We start from the raw sequence: 23,251 nt of genomic DNA, 5'->3' as shown, positions 1-23,251 counted from the left end.
GCATGCTGAAGCGCCTTGAGACCTACTACGACTCCGTACCCCGGTCCGCCGCCCGCGCCGAGGAGTTCGGACCGCTCACCCTCTTCGTACGGGAGGGGGCGGGCTGGCCGTACTACGCGCGGCCCGCGCTCGGCCACGCCGGCGAGGTGCCGGTCGAGGCAGTGGAGAAGGTACGGGCCCGGCAGCGGGAGCTCGGGGTGCCCGAGGCCTTCGAGTGGGTCGCGGAGACGACGCCGGGGCTGCGGGCGGCGGTCGAGGCGAGCGGGCTCGTGGTGCGCGAGCACCCGCTGATGGTCCTGACGGAGCCGGCGGAGGAGCTGCCCGCGCTCCCGGAGGGCGTCACGGTACGGATGGTGGGCGCCACCGACCCCGCCCTGGAGGCCGCCGTCGCCGCCCCGTACGCCGCCTTCGGCGCCACCCCGACACCCGCCGCGGCCGCCCAGGTGGCGGCCCGCCTCGACGCGGGCCTCACCCGGCTCGCCGCCGCCCTCGACCCCTCCGGCACCGCCCTCGCGGCCGGCCAGCACCAGCCCGTCGGTGCCGTCACCGAGGTCGTCGGCGTCGGGACCCGTCCCGGGTACCGCCGCCGGGGCCTCGGCCTCGCCGTCACCGCCGCCCTCGTCACGGACGCCCGCGCGGCAGGCGCGGAAACGGTCTTCCTGTCCGCCACGGACGAGACGGTGGCCCGCCTCTACGCCCGCCTGGGCTTCCGCACGATCGGCACGGCGCTGATCGCGGAGCCGGCGGAGGAGGCCGGATAGCCACCCCTAGCCGGTGACCGCCGGCGCGGCCGCCACCACCGGCTCCCGCACCATCAGCACGTCGATCGGGTCCTCCGCCTCGACCCGGAAGCCCTCCCGCTCGTACAGGCGCCGGGCCGCGCTGCCCTGGACCACCGTCAGCCGGACCGGGGCCGACTCCGCGTCCGCGCGGGCGAGGAGCGTGCGCAGCACGGCCGTGCCGAGGCCGCGGCCCTGGGCCTCGGGGGCGAGGTAGAAGTGCTCCAGGTAGCGGCCGGGGCCGTGCGGGTACGGGCCGAAGGCCACGCAGCCCGCGAAGGCGCCGGCCAGTTCGATCACCGAGGTGTGCGCGGGGCGGAAGCCGTCCCGCAGCCGCTGCCGGACGCGTTGATCGTCGTACCGGCCGAGCCGCGTCAGGTCGTCACGCATGACGACCGCCTTCAGCTCGGCGATCGGCTCCACGTCCTCGTCCCGCGCAGGCCGGAACGACCACTCCCCCAATGCATTCATATGCCGAGTGTCGCATAGGAATGCAGAGGAGTGGAAGGCGGCGTAACCACGTCCCACCCTCCGGCGTTCTCGCGGCATGAAGAAGATCCTCACCGCAGCCGCCCTGACCGGCCTCGCCCTCACCGGCGGACTGTCCGCAGCCGGCACCGCCGCCGCCGACACGGCCGGCGCCAACCTGCCCTCCGTCGTGCCCCTGAGCGGCGTCCTCACGCCCAAGGCGAAGCCTGCCTCGGCCGATCAGATGCCGGCCGCCAACAGGATGGTCGAGAACCTGCTCCCGGTCGGGAACCCGTAGGACTCGGGAAGCCATGGGAAGACGAAGGTGGCGGGACCCCCCACGGGCCCGCCACCTCGCCGCTGTCCATCACCGGTCAGTCCTCGACGACCAGCGACGGAGTCTCCTTGGTGAGCACCGCTCCCCGGAAGAACGCGGGGCTCCTGCGCTGCATCACCAGCATGATCACCACGCCGAGCAGCAGCAGCCCGACGCCGATCACGAACACCGACCCGACGCCGAACACCGCGGAGCCGGAGCCGTAGGCCGGGTCCCACATGTCGTACAGCGTCTTGCCGAAGACCGCCGCGAGCAGGACCCCGCCGAGCAGCGGGAACACGCCCTTGAAGACCAGGTCGCGGGCGGAGCGGGTCAGCTCGCGGCGGAAGTACCAGGCGCAGGCGAAGGCCGTCAGCGCGTAGTAGAAGCAGATCATCACGCCGAGCGCGTAGATCGTGTCGACGAGGACGTGCTCGCTGGCCAGGGTCATCACCGTGTAGAAGACACCGGTGGCGACGCCGGCCACGACCGTGGCCTTGCCGGGGGTCTTGAAGCGCGGGTGGACCTTGGCGTACGACGCCGGCAGCGCCTCGTACGTGGACATGGCCAGGACCGTGCGGGCCACCGGGATGAAGGTGGTCTGGAGGCTGGCGGCGGCCGAGGCGAGGACCGCGACGAAGAGCAGGATGCCGAGCGCGGGGCCCATGACCGGGCCGGCGAGGGCGGCGAAGACGTTGTCGGAGGTCTTCGGGTTGCCGAGGCCGAGGCCCTGGCCGCCGGAGCCGACGACCATCTGGGCGGCGATGCCGGTGGCGAGGTACGAGCCCACCAGCACGACCATCGCGATGAGCGCGGCGCGGCCGGGGGTCTTCTCGCTGCCGACGGTCTCCTCGTTGGCGGTCAGGCAGGTGTCCCAGCCCCAGTACATGAAGATCGACAGGGAGAGCCCGGCGGTGAACGCGGCGAACGACCGCACCGCGAACGGGTTCATCCAGGACCAGGAGAAGTGGACCGAGGTCTCGAAGGAGCCCGCCTTCGAGAGCGCCATCCCGACGAACACGGCGAGGACGAGCAGTTGGAGGCCGACGAGCGCGTACTGCACGCCCTTGGTGGCGGTCATGCCGCGGTAGCTGATGGCGGTCGCGGCGCCGATCAGCGCCAGGCAGGTGACGATGTGGACGGCCTTGTCGTCGTCCAGGGCCGCGATCGACGGGTTGCCGCTGATCTCGCCGGCGAGCAGCCAGAAGTACGAGGTGGCGACGCCGGCCAGGTTCGAGAGCACGATGATCGTGGCGATCACCAGGCCCCAGCCGCACATCCAGCCGACCTTGGGGCCGAACGCCTTCACCGTCCAGGTGAAGGAGGTGCCGCAGTCCGGCATGGCCTTGTTCAGCTCGTGGTACGCGAACGCGACGAGCAGCATCGGCAGGAAGCCCGCGAGGAAGACGGCGGGCATCTGGAGGCCGACCTCGCCGGCGGTGGAGCCGAGGGTCGAGGTCAGGCAGTAGACCGGGGCGACGGTGGAGACGCCGATGACGGCGCTGCCGACGAGGCCGACGGAGTTGCCGCCGAGGCCCTTGCCGCGCATGCCGTCGCCGCCGGCCTGTGCCGGGACGCCCCTCACCGCGTCTCCGGCCACCGCGTCTCCGGCCGGGGGCCGCACATCCACCTGAGTCATGAACTCGACGTTAAATGCTGCGATTTCCACATCTGGAAGGTCGGAATCCGCCCGGCCGATCGATCTTAACCTTGCATTGCGCGGGTCGAATCGGACACCCGCCAATGATTGAAAGATCGACTACCGAGGACGACCGGCCAACCTGGCGAGCCGGAACCGAGTGTCCGATATGCGGAAACCGCAGCCGCGCCCGGAATGTCCGTTGCCGGATTTTCCCGTGACGTGCGTCACCCCGGCCAGACGACCGCCTGCAGCTCGCTGTAGGCGTGCAGCGCGTACGAGCCGACGTCCCTCCCGACCCCGCTCTTCTTGAAGCCGCCGAACGGCGCCTCCATGTTCCGGCCGATCGTGTTGATCCCGACCCCGCCGGCCCGCAGCCGCCCCGCCACCCGGAACGCCCGGGCCACGTCCCCGGACCACACGTAGTCGATCAGCCCGTAGTCGCTGTCGTTCGCGAGCGCGATCCCCTCCTCCTCGTCGTGGAAGGGCACCACCACGACCACCGGGCCGAAGATCTCCTCCCGGACCACCCGCATCTCGTTCGTGCACTCCGCGAGCAGCGTCGGCGCCACGTAGAAGCCCTTCGCGAAGTCCGGCCGATCTCCGCCCGCGACGACCCGCGCGCCCTCCTTGCGGCCCAGCTCCACGTACGACTCGACGCGGTCGCGGTGGGCCGCCGAGATCACCGGGCCGACCACCGTGCCGCGCTCCGCCGGGTCGCCGACCTTCAGGAAGCCGGTGTAGCCCGCCAGCTTCTCGACGAGCCGCTCGTAGATCCCGCGCTGGGCGATCACCCGGGTCGGGGCCGTGCAGATCTGCCCGCTGTAGAAGGAGAAGGTCGTCCCGATCCCCGTCACGGCCGCGTCCAGGTCGGCGTCGTCGAAGACGAGCGCCGCGCCCTTGCCGCCCAGCTCCATCAGCTGCCGCTTCATCGCGCGCCCGCACACCTCGCCGATCGCCTGGCCGACGGCCGTGGAGCCGGTGAACGAGACCATGTCGACGGCCGGCGAGTCCACGGCCGCCTCGCCGACGGCGGACGAGGCACCGGTGACCACGTTGACCACCCCGGCCGGGACGCCCGCCTCCGCGAGGGCGCGGGTCATCGCGTACACGGAGAGCGGGTCCTGCGGGGCGGGCTTCACGACGACCGTGTTGCCCATGGCGAGCGCCGGGGCGATCTTGCCGGCCGGGTTCGCCCACGGGTTGTTGTACGAGGTGATGCAGGTGACCACGCCCACCGGGCGCCGTACCGCCACCGCCCCGAACACCCCGGCCCTCCCCATCGGCCCGGCCTCGTTGATCTGCGGCGGCAGCGCCTCCTCGACCGGCTCCAGGGCGCCGCGCGCATAGCGCCGGAAGCGGGCCGCGCCGACCGCCACCTGCATCCCGCGGGCCGTGGCCGTGGTCGCGCCGGTCTCGGCGCGGGCGAGGTCCGTGTTCCGCTCGGCGTCGCGGGCCATCAGGTCGGCGGCCCGGTCGAGGATCGCGGCGCGCTCCTCCGGCTTCGTGCGGGACCAGCCGGCGAAGGCGGTACGGGCGGCCTCGGCGGCCTCGTACACCTGGCGCCGGCTCGCCTCCGGGGCCAGCCCGACGACCTCTTCGGTGGCGGGGTTGATCACCTCGTAATGGCCCTCCTCGGGCTCGACCCACTCACCCCCTATGTACAGCCGCTCCGTGATCCCGGACGTCTCGTGGCTCATCGGGTGCTCACCGTCCTCGTGTCCCGGCCCGAGCGCAGCACCCGCCCGGGGATCGCGCCCGTCACCTCGTCGTTCCGCACCGTCTCCACGCCGTTGACCCGCACCGACACGATGCCGACCGCGCGCGAGTCCAGGCGCGGGCTGTCGCCCGGCAGGTCGTGGACCAGGGTCGCCGGACCCGCGTCGATCCGCTCGGGGTCGAAGAGGACCAGGTCGGCGTGGAAGCCCTCGGCGATCCGGCCGCGCTCGCGCAGGCCGAAGAGGCGGGCCGGGTCGTCGCTGAGCATCCTCACGGCCTGCTCCAGCGGGACGAGCTTCCGGCCGCGCAGGCAGTCGCCGAGGAAGCGGGTGGTGTACGGCGCGCCGCACATCCGGTCCAGGTGGGCGCCCGCGTCGGAGCCGCCGAGCAGGACGTCCTCGTGCTGCCAGGTCTCGCGGCGCAGCGCCCAGGAGGCCGGGTCGTTGTCGGTGGGCATCGGCCACAGGACGGTCTTCAGGTCGTCGTTGGCGCAGATCTCGACGAGCGCCTGGAAGGGGTCCTGGCCGCGCTCGGCGGCGATGTCCTTGACGACCCGGCCGGTCAGGCCGCGGTTCTCGCGGCTGTACGTGTCGCCGATGACGTAGCGCCCGAAGTTCGCGAGCCGCCGGAAGACGCCGGCCTCCCTGGAGTCGGCGCGGCGCAGCATCCCGGCGCGGACGTCGGGGTCGCGGAGCTTCGCGATGCGCTCGGGGACGGGCAGGCCCAGGATCTCGCCCCAGCCGGGGATGAGGTTGAGGGCGCAGAAGGTGCCGAGCGACATGTTCATGGGCGTGAGGATCGGCATGGTGAGCGCGACGATCCGGCCGCCGGACTTGCGGGCCCGCTCGGAGGCGAGGAGCTGGCGCGGGACGCGTTCGGGGACGGTGGCGTCGATGGTGAGGACGTTCCAGTTGAGCGGGCGCCCGGCGGCGGCCGTCATCTCCACGAACAGGTCGATCTCGGCGTCCGAGAACTGGTCGAGGCAGCCGGCCAGGATCGCCTCGATCTGCGTGCCCTCGTGCTCGCCGACGGCGCGGGAGAGGGCGATCAGCTCGGCGGGGCCGGCGTGGCGGGAGGCGACGGGGGCGCCGTCGCCGTCGGAGTGGGTCGAGGACTGGGTGGTGGACAGGCCCCAGGCGCCGGCCTCCATGGCCTCCTTGAGCAGCCGGACCATCTGCGCGAGCTGTTCCTCGCTCGGCTGTCCGCCGACCGCGTCCGGCCCCATCACGTACCGGCGCAGCGCGCAGTGCCCGACCATGAAGCCGGCGTTGACCGCGATGCGTCCGTCGAGCGCGTCGAGGTACTCGGCGAACGACGACCACGACCAGTCGACGCCCTCCTCCAGGGCGGCGAGCGCCATGCCCTCGACCTTCGACATCATCCGGCGCGTGTAGTCCGCGTCCTCGGGGCGGTCCGGGTGCAGCGGCGCGAGCGTGAAGCCGCAGTTGCCGCCGGCGACGGTGGTGACGCCGTGGTTCATGGACGGGGTGGCGTAGGGGTCCCAGAACAGCTGGGCGTCGTAGTGGGTGTGCGGGTCGACGAAGCCGGGCGCGAGGACGAGCCCGGTGGCGTCCTCCTCCGTACGGGCCGGTTCGGTGACGGTGCCGGGCGCGGCGACGACCGCGATCCGGCCGTCGCGCAGGCCGACGTCTGCGGTGACGGCGGGGGCGCCGGTGCCGTCGACGACGGTGGCGCCCTTGATGAGGTGGTCGAGCATGGCGTCCCTTTCTGCGGGAGTGCGCTGCCTCGGTGCATGAACGGGCCCCGGACCGGAGGCCGCCGCGGAAACGGTCTCCGGCGCCGGGGCCGGTACGGGGCGGCGGTCCGGGAAGACGCCGCCCCGTGCTCGTAGGTCAGCCGTACGTCGGTTGCCCTGGGTCAGCCGCCCTGGGGCAGCTGTCCTGTGTCGGCCGCCCTGGTCGGCCGCCCTGGTCAGCTGCCGGCCGACTGCCGGAAGCGCGTCGTCCGGTGCACCGGGTCCGTGTCGATCTCCGGGATCACGTGCTCGCCGATCAGCTTGATCGTGTTCATCGTGTCCTCGTAGGAGATGCCGATCGGCAGGCCGAAGGACAGCTGGTCGGCGCCGGCCCGCTCCCAGCGCCGGCACTGGGCGAGGACCTCGCCGGGGTCGCCGCAGATCATCAGCTCCTCGGCGATGAGGAGTTCGATGATCTCGGCGGAGTACTCGGGGAGCAGCTCGGGCCACTCCGGGATGCCCTCGGGCCGCGGGAAGGTGTCGTGGTAGCGGAAGAGGAGGGACTGGAGGTAGTTGAGGCCGCCGCCGACGGCGATCTCGACGGCCTTGTCGTGGGTCTCGGCGCAGATCGCGGTGGAGGTGACCATGACGTTGTCGTTGACGAAGTCGCCGACCGCCTTGGCCTCCTTGATCGCGGTCTTGTAGGACTCGACGACCCACTCCATGTCGGAGACCTTCTGGACGCTGAAGCCGAGGACGCCGAGGCCCTTCCTGCCGGCCATGGCGTACGAGGACGGGGAGCCGGCCGCGTACCACATGGCGGGGTGGGACTTTCCGTACGGCTTCGGGAGCACCTTGCGCGGCGGGAGCGACCAGTGCTTGCCCTGGAAGCCCTCGTACTCGTCCTGGAGCCACATCTTGGGGAACTCGGCGATGGTCTCCTCCCAGATCTCCTTGGTGTGGTTCATGTCGGTGATGCCCGGCATGAACCCGAGGATCTCGTGGGAGCCGGCGCCGCGGCCGGAGCCGAACTCGAAGCGGCCGCCGGAGAGGTGGTCGAGCATGGCGACCTTCTCGGCGACCTTCACCGGGTGGTTGACGGGCGCGAGCGGGTTGAAGATGCCGGAGCCGAGGTGGATGCGCTCGGTGGCGTGGGCGAGGTAGCCCAGGTAGACGTCGTTCGCGGAGAGGTGGGAGTACTCCTCCAGGAAGTGGTGCTCGGAGGCCCAGGCGTACTTGAAGTGGGACCGGTCCGCCTGGATGACGTACTCGGTCTCCTCCATGAGCGCCTTGTGCTCGGCTTCGGGATCGGTCTCGGCGCGCTTGCCGACGTATCCCTGTACGAAGATCCCGAATTCCAAGGAAGTTCACCGCCCTTGTGAGTTTCTGACGTTCCGTCAGATTCTTGGATGAGGTCCCGCGTGTCAATACCTGACGAAGCGTCAGCTATGTGCGCCGGGTCGGTCAGAAGAGGCTGACGCCCGCCAGCCAGCCGCCGTCGATCACGAACGGCTGCCCCGTGATGTACGACGACTCCTCGGCGGTCAGGAAGAGCGCGAGCGCCGCCACCTCCTCCGGCCGCCCGATCCGGCCCAGCGGCACGAGGCTGCGGTACAGCTCCGCCGTCGCCGCCGGGTCCACGCCCTCCGGGTTGCTCATCGCGGTGTCGATGGCGCCCGGGCAGACCGCGTTGACCCGGATCCCCTTCCCCGCCAGCTCCAGGGCCGCGACCCGGGTGAGCCCGAGGACGGCGTGCTTGGTGGCGGCGTAGGCGCCGACGCCCGCCATGCCCGTGACACCGGTGTACGAGGCGGTGTTGACGATCGTGCCGCCGCCGGCCGCCTCGATCTCCGGGGCAACCGACCTGATGCCCAGGAAGCAGCCGACCTGGTTGACCTGCACGATCGCCTGGAACTCGGCCAGCGGCGTCGACACCAGCTCGTTGAAGCGCAGGATGCCCGCGTTGTTCACGAGCCCGTCGATCCGGCCGAAGCGCTCCTTGGCGCTCGCCACGGCCGCCGCCCACTCAGCCTCGCTCGTCACGTCCAGGTGGACGTACGCGGCCTTGTCGGCGCCCAGCTCCTTGGCGAGTGCCTCGCCCTGGTCGTCCAGGACGTCCCCGAGGACGACCCGCGCCCCCTCGGCGGCGAAGAGCCGCGCCTCCTGCTCGCCCTGCCCGCGCGCCGCGCCCGTGATGACGACGACGCGCCCGTCCAGCTTGCCCATGTGCAGCACACTCCTCAGTTCAGATGGGGGGCGACCTCGGCGGCGAACGCCGCCATCTGGTCGGTGAGTTCGGTGCGGCTGCGGGAGCGGAAGCGCACCTGGATCTGGTGCACGCCCATCTCGCCGTACGCGCGCAGCGACTCGGCGAGCGCCTGCGGCTTGCCGCTCAGGGTGCGGCGGCCCGCGTCCCAGCCGGGCTCGCCGACGTACAGCGCCTCGGTGATGGCGCCGACGGTGATCGGCGCCTCGATCCCGGCCTCCTCGCGCAGCCGCCGCAGCTTCGCGATCTGCTCGGGCAGCCGGCCGCGCGGGTCGCCCTGCGGCAGCCAGCCGTCACCCTTGAGCGCGGCGCGCCGCACGGCGGCGGGCGACGAGCCGCCGACCCAGACCGGCACCCGGTCCTGGGCGGGCCGGGGCCGCTGGCCGAGGTCGCGGAAGGCGAAGCGCGGGCCGTCGTGCGCCGGGTACTCCTCGGGCCCGAGGGCCGCCCGGAGCGCGTCGATCGTCTCATCGAGCACACCGCCGCGCCCGGCGAAGTCGGCCCCGACCGCCTCGAACTCCTCCCGCACGTGCCCGGCCCCGACCCCGAGGACGAGCCGGCCGCCGGAGAGGTGGTCCAGGGTCGCGTACGCCTTGGCGGTGACCAGCGGGTGCCGCAGGCCGACGACGGCGACGTGCGAGAGCAGCCGGACGCGCTCGGTGGCGGCGGCGAGGTACGCGAGGGTGGCCACGGGGTCGTACCAGACGGTGCTCATCGCGGCGGAAAGCCGGCGCGGGATGGCGACGTGGTCGCAGCACGCGACGTAGTCGAAGCCGAGGGCGTCGGCGGCGCGGGCGACCGCGAGCAGGTCCGCGGGGCCGGCGGCGGCCTCCCAGGACTCGGCGTAGAGGGTGCTCTGGGACTGGACGGGCAGCTGCATCCCGTAGACCACCATGGGGACTCCCTCGGCTCATTATCTGACGTTCCGTCAGTTGAGGTGACCGCCCCATGCTGTCCTCTGATGCCCCGTCAGACAAGGGTCGCGACAGCCACCGCCCCGGCCGCCCCCTCCGGCCGGCACCGCTTTCACGGCGGCGGAGCCCCCACGGCGGACAGGTGTGCGCGTTCGTCCAAGACGGCGGGCGGGGCCGTGCCGCACCGTGATCGCACCCCCCAACGGTTGACCCTTCGCACGATCGGACCCCTCCATGCGTACCCTCCTGCGCCGCACGGCCCTGGCCGGCACCTCCCTCCTCTTCGCCGCCGCCGGCCTGATCGCCACCGGCGGCTCGGCCCAGGCCGCCACCTACGACGGCTGGGACCCGGCCAGCAGCGGCTGCGGTGGCATCAGCACCGTCTCCTCGGCCGCGATGACCGACCCGCACGGCAACCACCTGGGCACCCTTGAGCTGCGCTACAGCTCGGGCTGCCGCACCACGTGGGCGCGCATCACCATGGACTACACGCAGGGCGCCTGCGGCACCTCGTCGGCCGGCATCGCCTGCCCGAAGGCGTGGATCATCCGCAACTCCGACGGCACCAGCTACTCCTGCACCGTGACCGAGGGCCGCAGCTCCTGCTACACGCCGATGGTCAACGACGCCGGCGTCTCCTCGTACGCGCAGAGCTACACGGACACCGCGGGCGGCGACAAGTACACCCGCACCGCCAGCTACTGATCCGCCCGCCCCACACCCCGGGAGAGAACTGATGCGTACCCTTCTGCGCCGCACCGCCCAGGTCGGCACCGCCCTCCTCTTCGCCGCGGGCGGCCTGGTCGCCACCGGCGGCTCGGCCCAGGCCGCCACCTACGACGGCTGGGACCCGGCGTCCACCAGCTGCGGCGGCACGACGAGCACCGTCCAGTCGGCCGGTCTGTACGACCCCTACTTCGGCACCTACCAGGGCTCGATCGAGCTGCGCTACAACTCGGGCTGCCGCACCACCTGGGCGCGGATCAGCCTGAACTACACGCAGTCCGACTGCGGCAACGCCTCGGCCGGCCACGCCTGCGCCCAGGCGAAGGTCATCCGCAACTCCGACGGGCGCAGCTACTCCTGCACCGTGTCGGTGGGCTCCAGCTCCTGCTACACGCCGATGGTGAACGACGCGGGTGTCACGTCGTACGCGGAGGGCATGGTCGACGGCGCGGGCGGTCTGAAGTACACGCGGACCGGCAGCTACTGATGGCCCGAGCCCCCGCACGGCCGCCGGCAGGTGGTTCGCGGGGGCTCGTCGTCTCCTGGACCGTTCACGGGCCGGGCCAGAGGCCGTCCTGCGTCAGCCCGAGCAGTTCGATGGCGTTGCCGCGGACGATCCGCTCGACGACGTCCGGCGCCAGGTGGCCCATCTGGGCCTCCCCCACCTCGCGGGACTTGGGCCAGGTGGAGTCCGAGTGCGGGTAGTCGGTCTCGTAGAGCACGTTCCCGACGCCGATCGAGTCCAGGTTCCGCAGGCCGAAGGCGTCGTCGAAGAAGCAGCCGAAGACGTGCTCGGCGAAGAGCTCCGACGGCGGGCGCAGCACCTTCTCCGCCACGCCGCCCCAGCCGCGGTTCTCCTCCCAGACGACGTTCGCGCGTTCGAGGATGTAGGGGATCCAGCCGATCTGTCCCTCGGCGTACATGATCCGCAGGTTGGGGAAGCGCTCGAACTTGCCGCTCATCAGCCAGTCGACCATCGAGAAGCAGCAGTTGGCGAAGGTGATGGTGGAGCCGACGGCGGGCGGGGCGTCGGCGGAGGTGGACGGCATGCGGCTGGACGAGCCGATGTGCATGGCGATCACGGTGCCGGTCTCGTCGCAGGCGCGCAGGAACGGGTCCCAGTGGTCGGTGTGGACCGACGGCAGCCCGAGGTGCGGCGGTATCTCGGAGAACGCGACCGCGCGGACGCCGCGGGCCGCGTTGCGGCGGACCTCGGCGGCGGCGAGCTCCGGGTCCCAGAGCGGGATCAGGGTGAGCGGGATCAGCCGCCCGCGCGCCTCGGGGCCGCACCACTCCTCGACCATCCAGTCGTTGTAGGCCCGGACGCCGAGGAGACCGAGTTCACGATCGGAAGCTTCGGTGAAGGTCTGTCCACAGAAGCGGGGGAAGGTGGGGAAGCAGAGGGCCGACTGGACGTGGTTGACGTCCATGTCGGCGAGGCGGTCCGGGACGCTGTACGAGCCCGGGCGCATCTGCTCGTACGTGATCACCTCCAGCCGGATCTCGTCCCGGTCGTAGCCGACGGCGGTGTCGAGGCGGGTGAGGGGGCGGTGCAGGTCCTCGTAGACCCACCAGTCGCCGATGGGGCCTTCGTCCCCTTTGGCGCCCATCACGGGGGCGAACTTTCCGCCCAGAAAGGTCATTTCCTTCAGGGGTGCGCGGACGATCCGGGGGCCGGTGTCGCGGTGACGGGACGGGAGCCGGTCCTGCCAGACGTGCGGGGGCTCCACGGTGTGGTCGTCCACCGAAATGATCTTGGGGAAGCTCTCCATGCGTTTCACGGTAGCGCCGATCTGACGATCCGTCAGCTTTGCCGGGTACGGTCGCCGGTGACGAGGGGGTCCATCGACCGGTTCGATGCCCGAGATCGACCGACCCGATGCTGACGCACCCCCTCCGGACAAGGCAGACTGTCTTGGGCGAAACCAGCGGTACGGGCAGGGGGAGCTATGGACCGTGAGAACGGGCCGCGAGTTCCGGAGCAGCGGACTCCGACGACGGGTACGGCAGGTGCGGCGGAGGCGGCCGGGACGGTCGCCGCGCCTCGCGCGGAAGCGGCGAATCCGGCGGACGCTGCCGACAAGGGCGGCGCCGACCTGCGCTTCGGCGTGCTCGGACCCGTACGCGCGTCCCGCGGCGAGACGACCCTGCCCACCGGTTCGCCCCAGCAGCGCGCCCTGCTCGCCGCCCTGCTCCTGCGCGACGGCCGTACCGCCACCGCCGCCGAGCTGATCGACGCGATCTGGGGCGAGGAGCCGCCCTCGCAGGCGCTGGCCGCGGTCCGTACGTACGCCTCCCGGCTGCGCAAGGTGCTCGACCCGGGCGTCCTCGTCAGCGAGTCGGGCGGTTACGCGATCCGCACCCCGAGCACCGCCCTCGATGTCACCCGGGCGCAGGACCTGGCCGCCGAGGCGGACAAGCTGCGCGCTGCGGGGAAGCGCTGCGCGGCCCGCGACCGGCTGAACGAGGCGCTGGCGCTGTGGGACGGCGAGGCGCTGGCGTCCGTACCGGGGCCGTACGCCGAGACGCAGCGCACCCGCCTGGAGGAGTGGCGGCTGCAGCTCCTGGAGAGCCGGCTCGACCTCGACCTGGAGGTCGGCGCGCACGCGGAGGCGGTCTCCGAGCTGACCGCGCTGACCGCGGCGCATCCGCTGCGGGAGCGGCTCCGGGAACTCCTCATGCTCGCCCTCTACCGGTCCGGCCGGCAGGCGGAGGCCCTTGCCGTCTACGCCGACACCCGCCGCCTCCTCGCCGACGAGCTGGGCGTCGACCCTAACCCCGAGCTCTCCAGGCTGCAGCAGCGCATCCTCCAGGCCGACGCCGAACTGGCCCGGCCCGTCGAGGAGCAGCCCCCGGCCGCCACGCCCATCGCGCGTCCCGCCCAACTCCCCGCCACGGTGCCCGACTTCACCGGCCGGGCCGCCTTCGTACGGGAACTGGGCGACCGGCTCGCCACCGCCGAGGGGTCCGTCATGGCGGTGTCCGCGCTCGCCGGCATCGGCGGCGTCGGCAAGACGACGCTCGCCGTGCACGTGGCCCACGCGGCCCGCCCGCACTTCCCGGACGGCCAGCTCTACGTCGACCTCCAGGGCGCCGGCGCGCGGGCGGCCGCCCCCGAGACGGTCCTGGGCGCCTTCCTGCGAGCCCTCGGCACGCCGGACTCGGCGATCCCGGACTCCCTGGACGAGCGCGCCGCGCTCTACCGCTCCACGCTCGACGGCCGCCGGGTCCTGGTGTTGTTGGACAACGCCCGCGACGCGGCCCAGATCCGCCCCCTCCTGCCCGGCACGGCCGGCTGCGCCGCGCTCGTCACCAGCCGCATCCGCATGCTCGACCTGGCCGGCGCGCACCTCGTCGACCTGGACGTCATGTCCCCCGACGAGGCCCTGCAGCTCTTCACCCGCATCGTGGGCGCGGAGCGGGTGGGCGCCGAGCGGGAGGCCGCGCTCGACGTGGTCGCCGCCTGCGGCTTCCTCCCGCTCGCGATCCGCATCGCGGCCTCCCGCCTGGCCGCCCGCCGCACCTGGACGGTCTCCACCCTCGCCGCGAAGCTCGCCGACGAGCGCCGCCGCCTCGACGAACTCCAGGCCGGCGACCTCGCCGTCAAGGCCACCTTCGAACTCGGCTACGGCCAACTGGAGCCGGCCCAGGCCCGCGCCTTCCGCCTCCTCGGCCTCGCCGACGGCCCCGACATCTCGCTGGCGGCGGCCGCGGCCGTCGTCGACCTTCCGGAATGGGAGACCGAGGACCTCCTGGAGGCCCTGGTCGACACCTCCCTCCTGGAGTCCGCCGCCCCGGGCCGCTACCGCTACCACGACCTCGTCCGCCTCTACGCGCGTGCATGCGCCGAGCGGGACGAACACCCGCCGGTGGAGCGGGAGCTGGCGCTGTCGCGGCTGCTGGACTTCTATCTGTCGACGGCGGCGCGCGTGTACGCGCTCGAACGCCCCGGCGACCGTCTCGTCGACCACCTGGAGCCGACGAACTACGCCGGCCTCACCTTCACCGACCGCCACGCCGCCCAGGACTGGCTGTACGCCGAGGCCAACTGCCTCCTGGCGTGCGTACGCCAGTCGGCGACCACGCCGGGGACGCTGCGGCGGGCGGTGGACCTGCTGTGGGCGGCGCTGGACCTGGGCGAGTCGGGCGCCAACGCGAAGGAGTTCGAGGCCGTGGGCTCCCTGCTCCGCGACGCGGCCCACGAGCTCGGCGACGCGCGGGCCGAGGGCCGGGCGCTGACGGCGCTCGCGGGCGTCCACCACACCGCCGGCCGGTTCACCGAGGCCGACCGCGACGCCGAGCTGGCGCTGCCGCACGCGGATGCGGCGCGGGACCCGCTGCCCGCCTGCTGGTCCGCCAACGCGCGGGGGATCATCGCGCTGTACCAGAACCGCTTCGACGAGGGCGAGGTGCATCTCGCCCACGCCATCGAGCGGTTCCGAGGCATCGAGGACCGGCCGGGCGAGGCGAGCGCCCTGTGCAACCTGTCCCGGATCCACCTGGCGACCGGGCGCACCGCGAAGGCCATAGCGCTCGCCCAGGAAGGCACCCAGATCTACGACTCGATGGGGCACGCGCTGCGCGGCGCCAACGGCCGCTACGCGCTGGGTCTCGCCCTCACCGCGGCAGGGCGTCTGGACGAGGCCGTGGAGCGGCTGAGCGAGGCGCTGGAGGTCTTCCGCGACAGCCGGCAACGGCTCTGGGAAGGAATGACCCTGTTCCGTCTCTCGGAGGTCGACATCGCGGCGCAACGCCATGCCCAGGCGGCGGCGAACGCCGAGATGGCGCTCACCGTCCTCCGCGGGATCGGCGGCGAGTGGCGGCGCGGCAACGTCCTGACGGTGCTCGGGCGCGCACTCCAGGGCATCGGACAGTCCGGTCGCGCCCAGGTCTGCTGGCAGGAGGCGCTCGACATCTTCGAGTCGCTCGCCGCCCCGGAGGCGTCCGGCGTGCGCCTGCTGCTGGCTCCCGCGGCAGCGGCCTAGGAACCCGCCCGGGAAGGGCACCTCGCCCTCTCCGCCAGCACGTTCATCGTTCGTTTATCGCCGCCCGGCATGCTCTTCCTTGTCGATCCGTCGCGTCGGGGGGCACACGGGTCGCAGGCACAGCCGTCACTCCTGGCAACTAGGGTGAGCGGCCACGAGCGATCCGTCCGGCTGGTCACGGGGGAGCGGCCGGACGGATCGCAACGGATTCCAGTCACCAGACGCAGGAGTTGACAAGATGAGCAACCCGATCGAGAACGACGCGGTCGTGGCGCCCCAGGACATGCACGCCACGGGCGGCACCGAGGAGATCACCACCAAGGACATGCACGCCACGTCCGAGCCGGCGATCGACGCGATCACCGCGAAGGTCGTGGGCGGTGCGGCCGAGGAGCTCATCACCACGAAGGACATGCACGCGACGTCGGAGCCCTTCAAGCCGACGCAGATCTGAGCCGTCTCACCACGGGGGTGACGGGGGACGGTTCCGGCGGCGCCATCGGGGGAGTCGCCGGGACCGTGCGGGACCGGACGGAAGCGCGGGGCTCGGGGGACGCCCGAGGGGACCGGGGGGAATCCTCGGGCAGGGCCCACGCGCACCGTACGGACCCGAACAGGAGGGGCCGGGCTGAGCCGCCCGGCCCCTTCGTCATGTCCGCGGACCTGACGAAGTCGTTCGACCGGTTCGTCACCCGCGACCAGGTCGGCGCATGATCGGCGGGCCTCGTGCGGCGGCTGGTGGGGACCGGTCGTCGCCGTGGGGGATTGCACGCCACGAGCGCGCAGAGGGGGGAAGGGCCCGGACCGGGGTGACCGGTTCCGGGCCCTTGCCATGCGCGGGTCGGGTTCAGACGCGCTGCACCAACACCTGCGGCGGGCACAGCTTGGTCATGTCGTCCACGTCCGAGGTGAACACCGTCACGAGCCCGAGCTGACGCCCCGCGATCACCGCGAGCGCCGCGTCGATGGCGTACTTGTGGCCGTGGAGGCCTGCGCCCTTCAGGAGAGTGATCGCCGAGTCGGCGATCTCCTCCGTGACGGGCTCGAATCAGCGCGCCCGCAGCGCCCCCTTCAGCACCTTCCCGCTCGCGTTCCGCGGCAGCTCCGCCACGAACTCGACCTCTCTCGGGACCTTGTAGTTGGCCATCTCGCGGCGCGACCAGGCGATCAGGTCGTCGGCCGTGAGGCGGGCGCCCGGGCGGCGGACGGCGAAGGCCTTGCCGACCTCGCCCAGGCGCGGGTCCGGGATGCCGATGACGGCGACGTCGGCGATGTCGGGGTGGAGGCCGAGGAGTTGCTCGATCTCGGCCGGGTAGGCGTTGAAGCCGCCGACGATGAACATGTCCTTGACCCGGTCGGTGATGCGGAGGTTGCCGGCGTCGTCGAGGACGCCGACGTCGCCGGTGTGGAGCCAGCCGTCCTCGTCGATCGCCGCCGCCGTGGCCTCCTCGTCCTGGTAGTAGCCGCGCATCACGTGGAAGCCGCGGACCAGGACCTCGCCCGATGGTGAAAGGCGGAGCTCCGTGTCCGGGATCGGGCGGCCGGACGTGCTCGCGATCACCTCCGGCCGGTCGCCCCGGCGGCACATCGTGACGAGGCCGCTCGCCTCGGAGAGGCCGTACGCCGTCAGGACCGTACCCACGCCCAGTTCCGCCCGCAGCCGTTCCACCAGTTGGAGGGGTACGACGGCCGCGCCCGTCACGACCAGGCGGAGGGAGGACAGGTCGTGGGCAGCGCGCGACGGGTGGTCGAGGAGGGACTGGTGGAGGGTGGGCGGGCCGGGGAGGACCGAGATCCGCTCCGCCGCGATGTGGGCGAGGACGGTGTCGACGTTGAAGACGGGCTGCGGGACCATCACCGCGCCCCGCATCACACTCGCGATGATCCCCGCCTTGTAGCCGAAGGTATGGAAGAAGGGGTTCACGATCAGATAGCGGTCGCCCTCGCGCAGTCCGGCCAGCTCGCTCCACACCGCGTAGCAGCGCAGCGTCTGTTCGTGGGTGATGACCGCGCCCTTGGGGCGGCCCGTGGTGCCCGAGGTGTAGATGATGTCCGAGGGGAAGGAGGGCTCGACGGCCGCCGCACGCGACCGGACCTCCGCCGGCCCGACCGCCGCGCCCTCCGCCAGGAACGCCTTCCACGTCGCGTACCCCGCCTCGTCCGGCGCCGTGTCCCCGAACACCACCACCCGCTCCAGGTCCGGCAGCGCCGCCCCGGCCCGGCGCAGCGACGCCACGTACGAGGTGCCCAGGAAGGTGCCCGTCACGAACAGCAGCCGCGCCCCCGAGCGCGCGAGCACGTCCGCGGCCTCCGTGCCCTTGAAGCGGGTGTTGAGGGGGACCAGGACCGCGCCCGCCGTGACCGCACCCAGCGACGCGACGATCCAGTCGAGGGTGTTGGGCGCCCAGATCGCGACCCGGTCCCCCACCCGTATCCCGGTGGCGAGGCAGGCCGCCGCCGCCCGTTCGACGCGCGCGCCGAGTTCCGCGTACGTGATGCGGGCGCGGCCGTCGACGACCGCCTCCCGCTCGCCGTACCGCTCGGCCGACCAGCGCACCAACTCCGGTATCGAGTTCCACTCCACGGACCTCACCACCCCTCCCCGTAGCTGACTATCCGTCAGATTAGCTGTAGCCTGACGCGCTGTCAGCCATCGGGCCAAGCCAGGGGGCGCCGTGCTCAAGGACCGCACCGCCATCGTCGGAATAGGGCAGACACCCTTCGCCAAACACCTCCCGGAGTCGGAGAAGACCCTCGCCTGCCGGGCGATCCTCGCCGCCCTCGACGACGCCGGCATCGCACCCTCCGAGGTCGACGCCTTCGCCTCGTACACCATGGAGGAGACCGACGAGGTGGAGGTGGCGAAGGCCATCGGGGCCGGAGACGTCACCTTCTTCGGCAAAGTGGGCTACGGCGGCGGCGGTTCCTGCGCCACCGTCGGCCACCTCGCCGCCGCCGTCGCCACCGGACAGGCCACCGTCGGCGTCGCCTGGCGGTCCAGGAAGCGGGGCAGCGGGCCACGGCCCTGGAAGAACACGGCCGTCCAGCTCCCCACCCCCGGGCAGTGGACCCGGCCCTTCGGACTGCTGCGGCCCGCCGACGAGATCGGCATGCTCGCCCGGCGCTACATGCACGAGTACGGCGCCACCCGCGACCACTTCTTCAACGTCGCCCTCGCCTGCCGCAACCGCGCCAACCAGAACCCGGCCGCGATCATGTACGACCGCCCGCTGACCCGCGAGATGTACATGACCTCCCGCTGGATCAGCGAACCCCTCTGCCTCTTCGACAACTGCCTGGAGACCGACGGCGCGCTCGCCTGCGTCGTCGTCTCCGCCGAGCGCGCCCGCGACTGCCGCCAGAAGCCCGTCTATGTCCACGCCGCCGCCCAGGGCCTGCCCGCCCAGCACCACGGCATGGTCAACTACTGGAACGACGACCCGCTCTCCGGCCCCGCCTGGACCGCCGCCCGGCACCTCTGGAAGAACTCCGACCTCACCCCGGACGACATCGACGTCGCCCAGATCTACGACGCCTTCACCCCCCTCGTCCCGCTCTCCCTGGAGGGCTACGGCTTCTGCGGCCGCGGTGAAGGCGCCGCCTTCACCGAAGGCGGCGCCCTGGAGATCGGCGGCCGGCTGCCCCTCAACACCGGCGGCGGCGGACTCTCCGAGGCGTACGTCCACGGCTTCAACCTCATCAACGAGGGCGTCAAACAGCTCCGCGGCGTCTCCACCGCCCAGGTGCCCGACGCCGCCGGCTGCCTCGTCACCGCCGGCGAGGGCGTCCCCACCTCCGCGATCCTGTTGAGGAGCTGAACATGCTCGTACCCCTCGTCGACGAGGACGGCGCACCCTTCTGGGAGTACGCCGCCCGGGGCGAACTGCGCGTCCAGGCATGCGCGGAAGCGGACTGCGGCGAACTCCGCTTCCCACCCCGGCCCTGCTGCCCGCACTGCCGGTCCTTCGACAGCGAGTGGCGGCTCATGTCCGGCCGCGGCCGCATCTGGTCCTTCGTCGTCCCGCACCCGCCGCTGCTCCCCGACTACGCCGCCCAGGCCCCGTACAACGCGGTCCTCGTCGAACTCGCCGACGCGCCCCGCATCCGCCTCGCCGGCAACGTCGTCGCCGCGCCCGACGCGCCCCTGAACTCCGTCGACCCGGCCCGGCTGCGCATCGGCGCCGCCGTGAAGGTCGCCTTCGCCGAGATCGACGGCGTCACCGTGCCCCGCTGGCTCCTGGAGCGCGGATGACGATCTCCGTGGAACGCGACAAGGAGACCGGCGTCGCCGTCGTCACCCTCGACCGCCCCGACAAGCACAACGCGATCACCCTCGACATGGCGCGGCGGCTCGGCGAGGTCTGGCGGGGCTTCCGGTACGAGGACGAGGTGCGCGCGATCGTCGTGACCGGGGCCGGCGGGCGGGCCTTCTGCACCGGCATCGACCGCGAGGACGCCGCCCGGGTGCCGCAGCCCTCGTCCCCGTACACGATCGACGACCCGCTCGTCGCCATCGGCCCCAAGGCCAACGACCTGTGGAAACCGGTCGTCGCCGCCGTCGAGGGCATGGCCTGCGGCGGCGCCTTCTACCTGCTCGGCGAGGCCGAGTTCCTGATCGCGGGCGAGGGCGCCGAGTTCTTCGACCCGCACACCACCTACGGCATGGTCAGCGCCTTCGAGACCATCCACATGGCGCAGCGGATGCCGTTCGGCGAGGTCGCCCGGATGGCCCTGATGGGCACCGCCGAGCGGATCTCCGCCCGACGCGCCCACGAGACCGGCCTGGTCTCCGAGCTGACGGTACGGGGCGGGGCGCAGGCCGCGGCGCGGGAGGCGGCCGCGGTCATCGCCGGCTACCCGACGGAGGCGGTGCAGGGCACGGTACGGGCCCTGTGGGCGGCCAGGGAGGCCGGCCGCGCCCAGGCCCTCGCCCACGCGCCGCACCTGGTGACACTGGGAAACCTGCCGCCGGAGCGGCAGGCGGCGCTGTTCACGAGGAGGGGGAGCGGCTTCAGGACGCGCTAGGTGAGGGGGTCACGGAGGCGGCGAGCGGATCCCCGTGCACGTCGTTCACCTCCGCCACGACGCACTTCTTCACCTGGGCGACGGTGCCGGGGTGGCCCATCGGGACGTCATAGAGCCTGGCACCGCCCTTGCCGTCGATGGGTACCGCGATCTCGCCCCGGTCGACCCGCGAGCCGTCGGCCCGCTCGAACTCCAGGACGATCCAGATCGTCCGCGGCGGGCTGTCCATGGGCGTGACCCGCACCGTCGCGACGGTGTCCGCCTTGCGGGCCGGCCTGCCCTTCTGCTTCCTCCGGGCAGGGTCGACGCAGTCGACCACCTCGACCCTGATGTCGTCGGAGGTCGAGGAGGAGGTCGGCGACGGCGTGTACGTGGAGCCGCCCGAGCCGCCCGAGTTGTCTTCGTCGTAGTCGTCGTAGTCGTTGTTCTTCTTCTTGGAGCTGGTGCAGCCGCCGCCCCCGCCTCCGCTGCTCTTGCCGTGGCTGCCATGGCCGCCGTGGCCGCCCTTGCCCGTCTGGAAGCCCGTCAGCGCGAGCACCACCACCGTGAGCGTCGCCGCGAGCCTCAGCCTGGTGCGGACCATGTGACCCGTCCCCCTCGTGTCGTCGTGTGCGCGTCACCCTAGCGGTGCCGCGTGGCGGCACCGCCGCCGCGTGGCGGGCCCCGTACGCCCGGCGTAGCGTCGAGAACGGGAGTCCCGACCGAAGGAGGCCGATCGGTGATCCGCAACATCGTCGGCTCGGTCCTGGCCCTCGCCGGAGCGACGGCCGCCGTATGGAGCCCCTTCCGCGCCTGGTACGACGGCCGTCACGGGCGCGACTACCGCATCGAGGACCTGTTCACCGGAACCGGGATCACCGACGTCAAGGCCGAGCTGATCGGCTCGGTCTTCCTGCCCATGGCGTTCGCCGCGCTGCTCACCCTGATCGGGATCGTGCTGCGCTCGCGCGTGGTCGTCGCCGTCGCCGGGGTGGTCGTGCTCGGCTTCACCATCCTGTGGATGGCCCGGGTCGGACAGGCCGAGAACGGGCTGAACGTCGATACGGACGGGCGGGGGCTCGGCAGCGGCGTCGCGCTGGCCCTCGGCGGCGGGGTGCTGCTGCTCCTCGGCGCGTTCGTGATGTCCGGGCGGCCCAGGCCGCACGCCACCCGCGTGGACCGGCTGCCGCCGCCCACGCACCCGAGGGAGGACCTGGAGCACCCGGAACCGCCCGGGACCGCCCCGCCCCCGTCCTCCGACGTGCCGTGGGACCCGGGGCGCGACGAGACACCGCCGCCCCCCGAGCACCGGGCCTGACCGGCCTGACCGGGTCACGAGGTGCGGTCCGCCTTACGAGGTGCGGTCCGCCTTACGAGGTGCGGTCCGCCTTACGACGTGCGGTCCGCCTTACGAGGTGCGGTTCGTCGCCGTGCCCTTCACCGCGTCGAGCGCGTACACGCAGCGGTCCTTGCTGCACGCGTACACGACACCGTTCCTCGCCACCGGCGAGCCGGTGATCTCGCCGCCCGTCGCGAGCTTCCAGCGCAGCTGCCCGCCGCTCGCGTCCAGCGTGTAGAGGACGTGGTCGGCCGAACCGAAGTGCACCCGTCCGTCGGCGACGACCGGCGTGCCGATCAGCTCGCCGCCGGCCGCGAAGCGCCACTTCGGGGTGCCGGTGACCGCGTCCAGGGTGTAGAGCGCGCTGCCGCTGCCGACGTGGACGTTGCCCGCCGCGACGAGCACCGGCTCCGTCGACTGCCGGGGCTCGGTCGCGATCCGCCAGCGGTCCTTGCCGGTCGTCGCGTCGAGCGCGTACACCGTGCCGAGGTGGTCGGCGAGGTACACCCCGCCGCCCGTGACGGCCGGGCCGGGCGCGAAGGCGGGCGGGGAGAGGAAGACCGCCGGCGCCTCGAAGTGCCAGCGCACGTGACCGCTCGCGATGTCCACCGAGAGGACCCGGGTGCCGGCCGACACGTACACGCAGCCGTCCTCGGCCGGCGCCACCCGCACCGGCACGTGGGCGCAGGAGGCGGCGTCCCCGATCGGGTACGACCAGCGCTCCGTGCCCGTACGGGCGTCGAGCGCGACCAGCCGGGCGTCGCGCCACACGTACACGGTGTCGCCGTGCACGGCCGGCCCGCCCTCCGGCGTCTCGAAGTCCGTCTGGGCGCCGCTGAGCTCCCACAGCTTGGCGCCGTTGGACGCCTCCCAGGCCTGGACGCCGCCGCCGCGCGTACCGGTGACGACGGTGCCGCGGTCCACCCGGAGGGAGTACACCCAGGCGTCCGTGTGCAGCCGCCACCGCTCGCTGCCGTCGTGGGCGTCGAGCGCGTAGAGGGTGGGTCCGTCGGAGCCGTGGATACGGCCCTGGGCCACGGCCATCGACCAGGCCACGTCCCGCGTCTTGAACTGGCGCCGGCCGCTCGCCGTATCCAGGGCGTGCACCTCGAAGGAGGTGACGTAGAGCAGGTCGCCGTCGACGACCGGGGTGCCCCACACGTCGTTGGACATGCGGAAGCGCCACGGGCGCCAGTGCGCGGGCCCCTGCTGGGCGTCGGGCGCCTGGGCCGGGCCGGGCAGCGAACCGAGCTGCTGACCGGGCAGCGGACCGGGCTGCGTTCCCGGCAGCGGGCGGGCGCCGGGCGGCCTGCTTCGCGATCGTCATCGCGGAGGAGGGCGACGAGGCCGTCGTCCCGTACGCCGACCACCTCATCCGCATCCCCGTGACGCCCACGCTG

Annotated in this window: 20 protein-coding genes and 2 pseudogenes; 10 read left to right on the top strand and 12 right to left on the bottom strand. The window is 72.6% G+C overall.

Translation table 11 applies throughout. The features are described from left to right. Positions 1-2 precede the first annotated feature (2 nt). Positions 3-761: a GNAT family N-acetyltransferase gene (locus ACWEJX_RS12730; protein ID WP_451607457.1), complete on the top strand. Its 759-nt coding sequence runs from the start codon at positions 3-5 to the stop codon at positions 759-761. 6 nt (positions 762-767) lie between these two features. Here the strand turns inward: ACWEJX_RS12730 and ACWEJX_RS12725 are convergent, their stop codons facing one another. Continuing rightward, a complete protein-coding gene (locus tag ACWEJX_RS12725; RefSeq protein ID WP_451607456.1) occupies positions 768-1,250 on the bottom strand; it encodes an N-acetyltransferase family protein in 483 nt (160 codons plus the stop codon). A gap of 76 nt (positions 1,251-1,326) precedes the next feature. Between ACWEJX_RS12725 and ACWEJX_RS12720 the strand changes: the two genes are divergently transcribed. Next, entirely contained in the window at positions 1,327-1,545 is a 219-nt protein-coding gene (locus tag ACWEJX_RS12720) for a hypothetical protein (protein ID WP_451607455.1), read from the top strand. Between the two features lie 76 nt (positions 1,546-1,621). Here ACWEJX_RS12720 and ACWEJX_RS12715 read toward each other — a convergent pair whose 3' ends face one another. The 6 genes from ACWEJX_RS12715 to ACWEJX_RS12690 form a co-directional block, all read right to left on the bottom strand. Continuing rightward, positions 1,622-3,202: an APC family permease gene (locus tag ACWEJX_RS12715; protein WP_451607454.1), complete on the bottom strand. Its 1,581-nt coding sequence runs from the start codon at positions 3,200-3,202 to the stop codon at positions 1,622-1,624. A 227-nt stretch (positions 3,203-3,429) separates the two neighbouring features. Continuing rightward, positions 3,430-4,902 (bottom strand): aldehyde dehydrogenase family protein, encoded by a 1,473-nt coding sequence (locus ACWEJX_RS12710; RefSeq protein WP_451607453.1) that lies wholly within the window; start codon positions 4,900-4,902, stop codon positions 3,430-3,432. Next, entirely contained in the window at positions 4,899-6,638 is a 1,740-nt protein-coding gene (locus ACWEJX_RS12705) for an N-acyl-D-amino-acid deacylase family protein (RefSeq protein ID WP_451607452.1), read from the bottom strand. The genes ACWEJX_RS12710 and ACWEJX_RS12705 overlap by 4 nt, the downstream gene beginning before the upstream one ends. A 215-nt stretch (positions 6,639-6,853) precedes the next feature. After that, entirely contained in the window at positions 6,854-7,978 is a 1,125-nt protein-coding gene (locus ACWEJX_RS12700) for an LLM class flavin-dependent oxidoreductase (protein ID WP_451607451.1), read from the bottom strand. Between the two features lie 103 nt (positions 7,979-8,081). Next, a complete protein-coding gene (locus ACWEJX_RS12695; RefSeq protein WP_451607450.1) occupies positions 8,082-8,843 on the bottom strand; it encodes an SDR family NAD(P)-dependent oxidoreductase in 762 nt (253 codons plus the stop codon). A 14-nt stretch (positions 8,844-8,857) separates the two neighbouring features. Next, entirely contained in the window at positions 8,858-9,778 is a 921-nt protein-coding gene (locus ACWEJX_RS12690) for a TIGR03619 family F420-dependent LLM class oxidoreductase (protein ID WP_451607449.1), read from the bottom strand. A 253-nt stretch (positions 9,779-10,031) separates the two neighbouring features. On the opposite strand from ACWEJX_RS12690, the gene ACWEJX_RS12685 reads away from it, so the two are divergent. Together ACWEJX_RS12685 and ACWEJX_RS12680 are read left to right on the top strand one after the other, a co-directional pair. After that, positions 10,032-10,502: a DUF2690 domain-containing protein gene (locus ACWEJX_RS12685; RefSeq protein WP_451607448.1), complete on the top strand. Its 471-nt coding sequence runs from the start codon at positions 10,032-10,034 to the stop codon at positions 10,500-10,502. Between the two features lie 31 nt (positions 10,503-10,533). Beyond that, positions 10,534-11,010 carry a DUF2690 domain-containing protein gene (locus ACWEJX_RS12680; protein ID WP_451607447.1) on the top strand — a complete coding sequence of 159 codons (477 nt, stop codon included), beginning with the start codon at positions 10,534-10,536 and terminating at the stop codon, positions 11,008-11,010. A 64-nt stretch (positions 11,011-11,074) separates the two neighbouring features. Here ACWEJX_RS12680 and ACWEJX_RS12675 read toward each other — a convergent pair whose 3' ends face one another. Continuing rightward, entirely contained in the window at positions 11,075-12,295 is a 1,221-nt protein-coding gene (locus ACWEJX_RS12675; protein WP_451607446.1) for an amidohydrolase family protein, read from the bottom strand. Positions 12,296-12,472: 177 nt separating this feature from the next. On the opposite strand from ACWEJX_RS12675, the gene ACWEJX_RS12670 reads away from it, so the two are divergent. Then, complete coding sequence (locus ACWEJX_RS12670; RefSeq protein WP_451607445.1) at positions 12,473-15,508, top strand: BTAD domain-containing putative transcriptional regulator; 3,036 nt, start codon at positions 12,473-12,475, stop codon at positions 15,506-15,508. Positions 15,509-15,746: 238 nt separating this feature from the next. Continuing rightward, positions 15,747-15,962, top strand: coding sequence for a hypothetical protein (locus ACWEJX_RS12665; RefSeq protein ID WP_451607444.1), 216 nt, complete (start codon positions 15,747-15,749; stop codon positions 15,960-15,962). A 393-nt stretch (positions 15,963-16,355) separates the two neighbouring features. On the opposite strand, the pseudogene ACWEJX_RS12660 reads toward ACWEJX_RS12665, so the two are convergent. Then, positions 16,356-16,553 (bottom strand): annotated as a pseudogene (locus ACWEJX_RS12660) (hypothetical protein); the annotation flags it as partial. A gap of 3 nt (positions 16,554-16,556) precedes the next feature. Continuing rightward, positions 16,557-18,092 (bottom strand): FadD3 family acyl-CoA ligase, encoded by a 1,536-nt coding sequence (locus ACWEJX_RS12655; protein WP_451607510.1) that lies wholly within the window; start codon positions 18,090-18,092, stop codon positions 16,557-16,559. 91 nt (positions 18,093-18,183) lie between these two features. Here ACWEJX_RS12655 and ACWEJX_RS12650 point away from each other — a divergent pair, with 91 nt between their 5' ends. From ACWEJX_RS12650 to ACWEJX_RS12640, 3 genes are read left to right on the top strand one after another with little or no spacing between them, the layout of a single operon-like run. Beyond that, the gene (locus ACWEJX_RS12650; protein WP_451607443.1) at positions 18,184-19,326 is read left to right on the top strand and encodes a lipid-transfer protein; all 1,143 of its coding nucleotides are present in this window, start codon (positions 18,184-18,186) and stop codon (positions 19,324-19,326) included. Between the two features lie 2 nt (positions 19,327-19,328). Continuing rightward, a complete protein-coding gene (locus tag ACWEJX_RS12645; protein ID WP_451607442.1) occupies positions 19,329-19,760 on the top strand; it encodes a Zn-ribbon domain-containing OB-fold protein in 432 nt (143 codons plus the stop codon). Beyond that, positions 19,757-20,533, top strand: coding sequence for an enoyl-CoA hydratase/isomerase family protein (locus ACWEJX_RS12640; RefSeq protein WP_451607441.1), 777 nt, complete (start codon positions 19,757-19,759; stop codon positions 20,531-20,533). The genes ACWEJX_RS12645 and ACWEJX_RS12640 overlap by 4 nt, the downstream gene beginning before the upstream one ends. Here ACWEJX_RS12640 and ACWEJX_RS12635 read toward each other — a convergent pair. Further along, the gene (locus tag ACWEJX_RS12635) at positions 20,520-21,116 is read right to left on the bottom strand and encodes a hypothetical protein (RefSeq protein ID WP_451607440.1); all 597 of its coding nucleotides are present in this window, start codon (positions 21,114-21,116) and stop codon (positions 20,520-20,522) included. The two genes, ACWEJX_RS12640 and ACWEJX_RS12635, sit on opposite strands and share 14 nt — an antisense overlap. Before the next feature lie 135 nt (positions 21,117-21,251). Between ACWEJX_RS12635 and ACWEJX_RS12630 the strand changes: the two genes are divergently transcribed. Then, the gene (locus ACWEJX_RS12630) at positions 21,252-21,830 is read left to right on the top strand and encodes a hypothetical protein (protein WP_451607439.1); all 579 of its coding nucleotides are present in this window, start codon (positions 21,252-21,254) and stop codon (positions 21,828-21,830) included. Between the two features lie 90 nt (positions 21,831-21,920). On the opposite strand, the pseudogene ACWEJX_RS12625 reads toward ACWEJX_RS12630, so the two are convergent. Beyond that, positions 21,921-23,162, bottom strand: a pseudogene (locus tag ACWEJX_RS12625) (outer membrane protein assembly factor BamB family protein); the annotation flags it as partial. Positions 23,163-23,251 lie beyond the last annotated feature (89 nt).

Source organism: Streptomyces sp. NPDC004788 (genome assembly GCF_053601115.1).
This window is presented reverse-complemented; position numbering and strand designations above follow the sequence as displayed.

What these genes read in the sequence shown, in the direction of transcription:
- ACWEJX_RS12730 (WP_451607457.1), top strand. Translation starts at nt 3, where the DNA reads ATGCTGAAGCGCCTTGAGACCTACTACGACTCCGTACCCCGGTCCGCC.
- ACWEJX_RS12675 (WP_451607446.1), bottom strand. Translation starts at nt 12,295, where the DNA reads ATGGAGAGCTTCCCCAAGATCATTTCGGTGGACGACCACACCGTGGAG.
- ACWEJX_RS12685 (WP_451607448.1), top strand. Translation starts at nt 10,032, where the DNA reads ATGCGTACCCTCCTGCGCCGCACGGCCCTGGCCGGCACCTCCCTCCTC.
- ACWEJX_RS12705 (WP_451607452.1), bottom strand. Translation starts at nt 6,638, where the DNA reads ATGCTCGACCACCTCATCAAGGGCGCCACCGTCGTCGACGGCACCGGC.
- ACWEJX_RS12665 (WP_451607444.1), top strand. Translation starts at nt 15,747, where the DNA reads ATGAGCAACCCGATCGAGAACGACGCGGTCGTGGCGCCCCAGGACATG.
- ACWEJX_RS12645 (WP_451607442.1), top strand. Translation starts at nt 19,329, where the DNA reads ATGCTCGTACCCCTCGTCGACGAGGACGGCGCACCCTTCTGGGAGTAC.
- ACWEJX_RS12695 (WP_451607450.1), bottom strand. Translation starts at nt 8,843, where the DNA reads ATGGGCAAGCTGGACGGGCGCGTCGTCGTCATCACGGGCGCGGCGCGC.
- ACWEJX_RS12710 (WP_451607453.1), bottom strand. Translation starts at nt 4,902, where the DNA reads ATGAGCCACGAGACGTCCGGGATCACGGAGCGGCTGTACATAGGGGGT.
- ACWEJX_RS12640 (WP_451607441.1), top strand. Translation starts at nt 19,757, where the DNA reads ATGACGATCTCCGTGGAACGCGACAAGGAGACCGGCGTCGCCGTCGTC.
- ACWEJX_RS12725 (WP_451607456.1), bottom strand. Translation starts at nt 1,250, where the DNA reads ATGAATGCATTGGGGGAGTGGTCGTTCCGGCCTGCGCGGGACGAGGAC.
- ACWEJX_RS12715 (WP_451607454.1), bottom strand. Translation starts at nt 3,202, where the DNA reads ATGACTCAGGTGGATGTGCGGCCCCCGGCCGGAGACGCGGTGGCCGGA.
- ACWEJX_RS12635 (WP_451607440.1), bottom strand. Translation starts at nt 21,116, where the DNA reads ATGGTCCGCACCAGGCTGAGGCTCGCGGCGACGCTCACGGTGGTGGTG.
- ACWEJX_RS12720 (WP_451607455.1), top strand. Translation starts at nt 1,327, where the DNA reads ATGAAGAAGATCCTCACCGCAGCCGCCCTGACCGGCCTCGCCCTCACC.
- ACWEJX_RS12690 (WP_451607449.1), bottom strand. Translation starts at nt 9,778, where the DNA reads ATGGTGGTCTACGGGATGCAGCTGCCCGTCCAGTCCCAGAGCACCCTC.
- ACWEJX_RS12670 (WP_451607445.1), top strand. Translation starts at nt 12,473, where the DNA reads ATGGACCGTGAGAACGGGCCGCGAGTTCCGGAGCAGCGGACTCCGACG.
- ACWEJX_RS12680 (WP_451607447.1), top strand. Translation starts at nt 10,534, where the DNA reads ATGCGTACCCTTCTGCGCCGCACCGCCCAGGTCGGCACCGCCCTCCTC.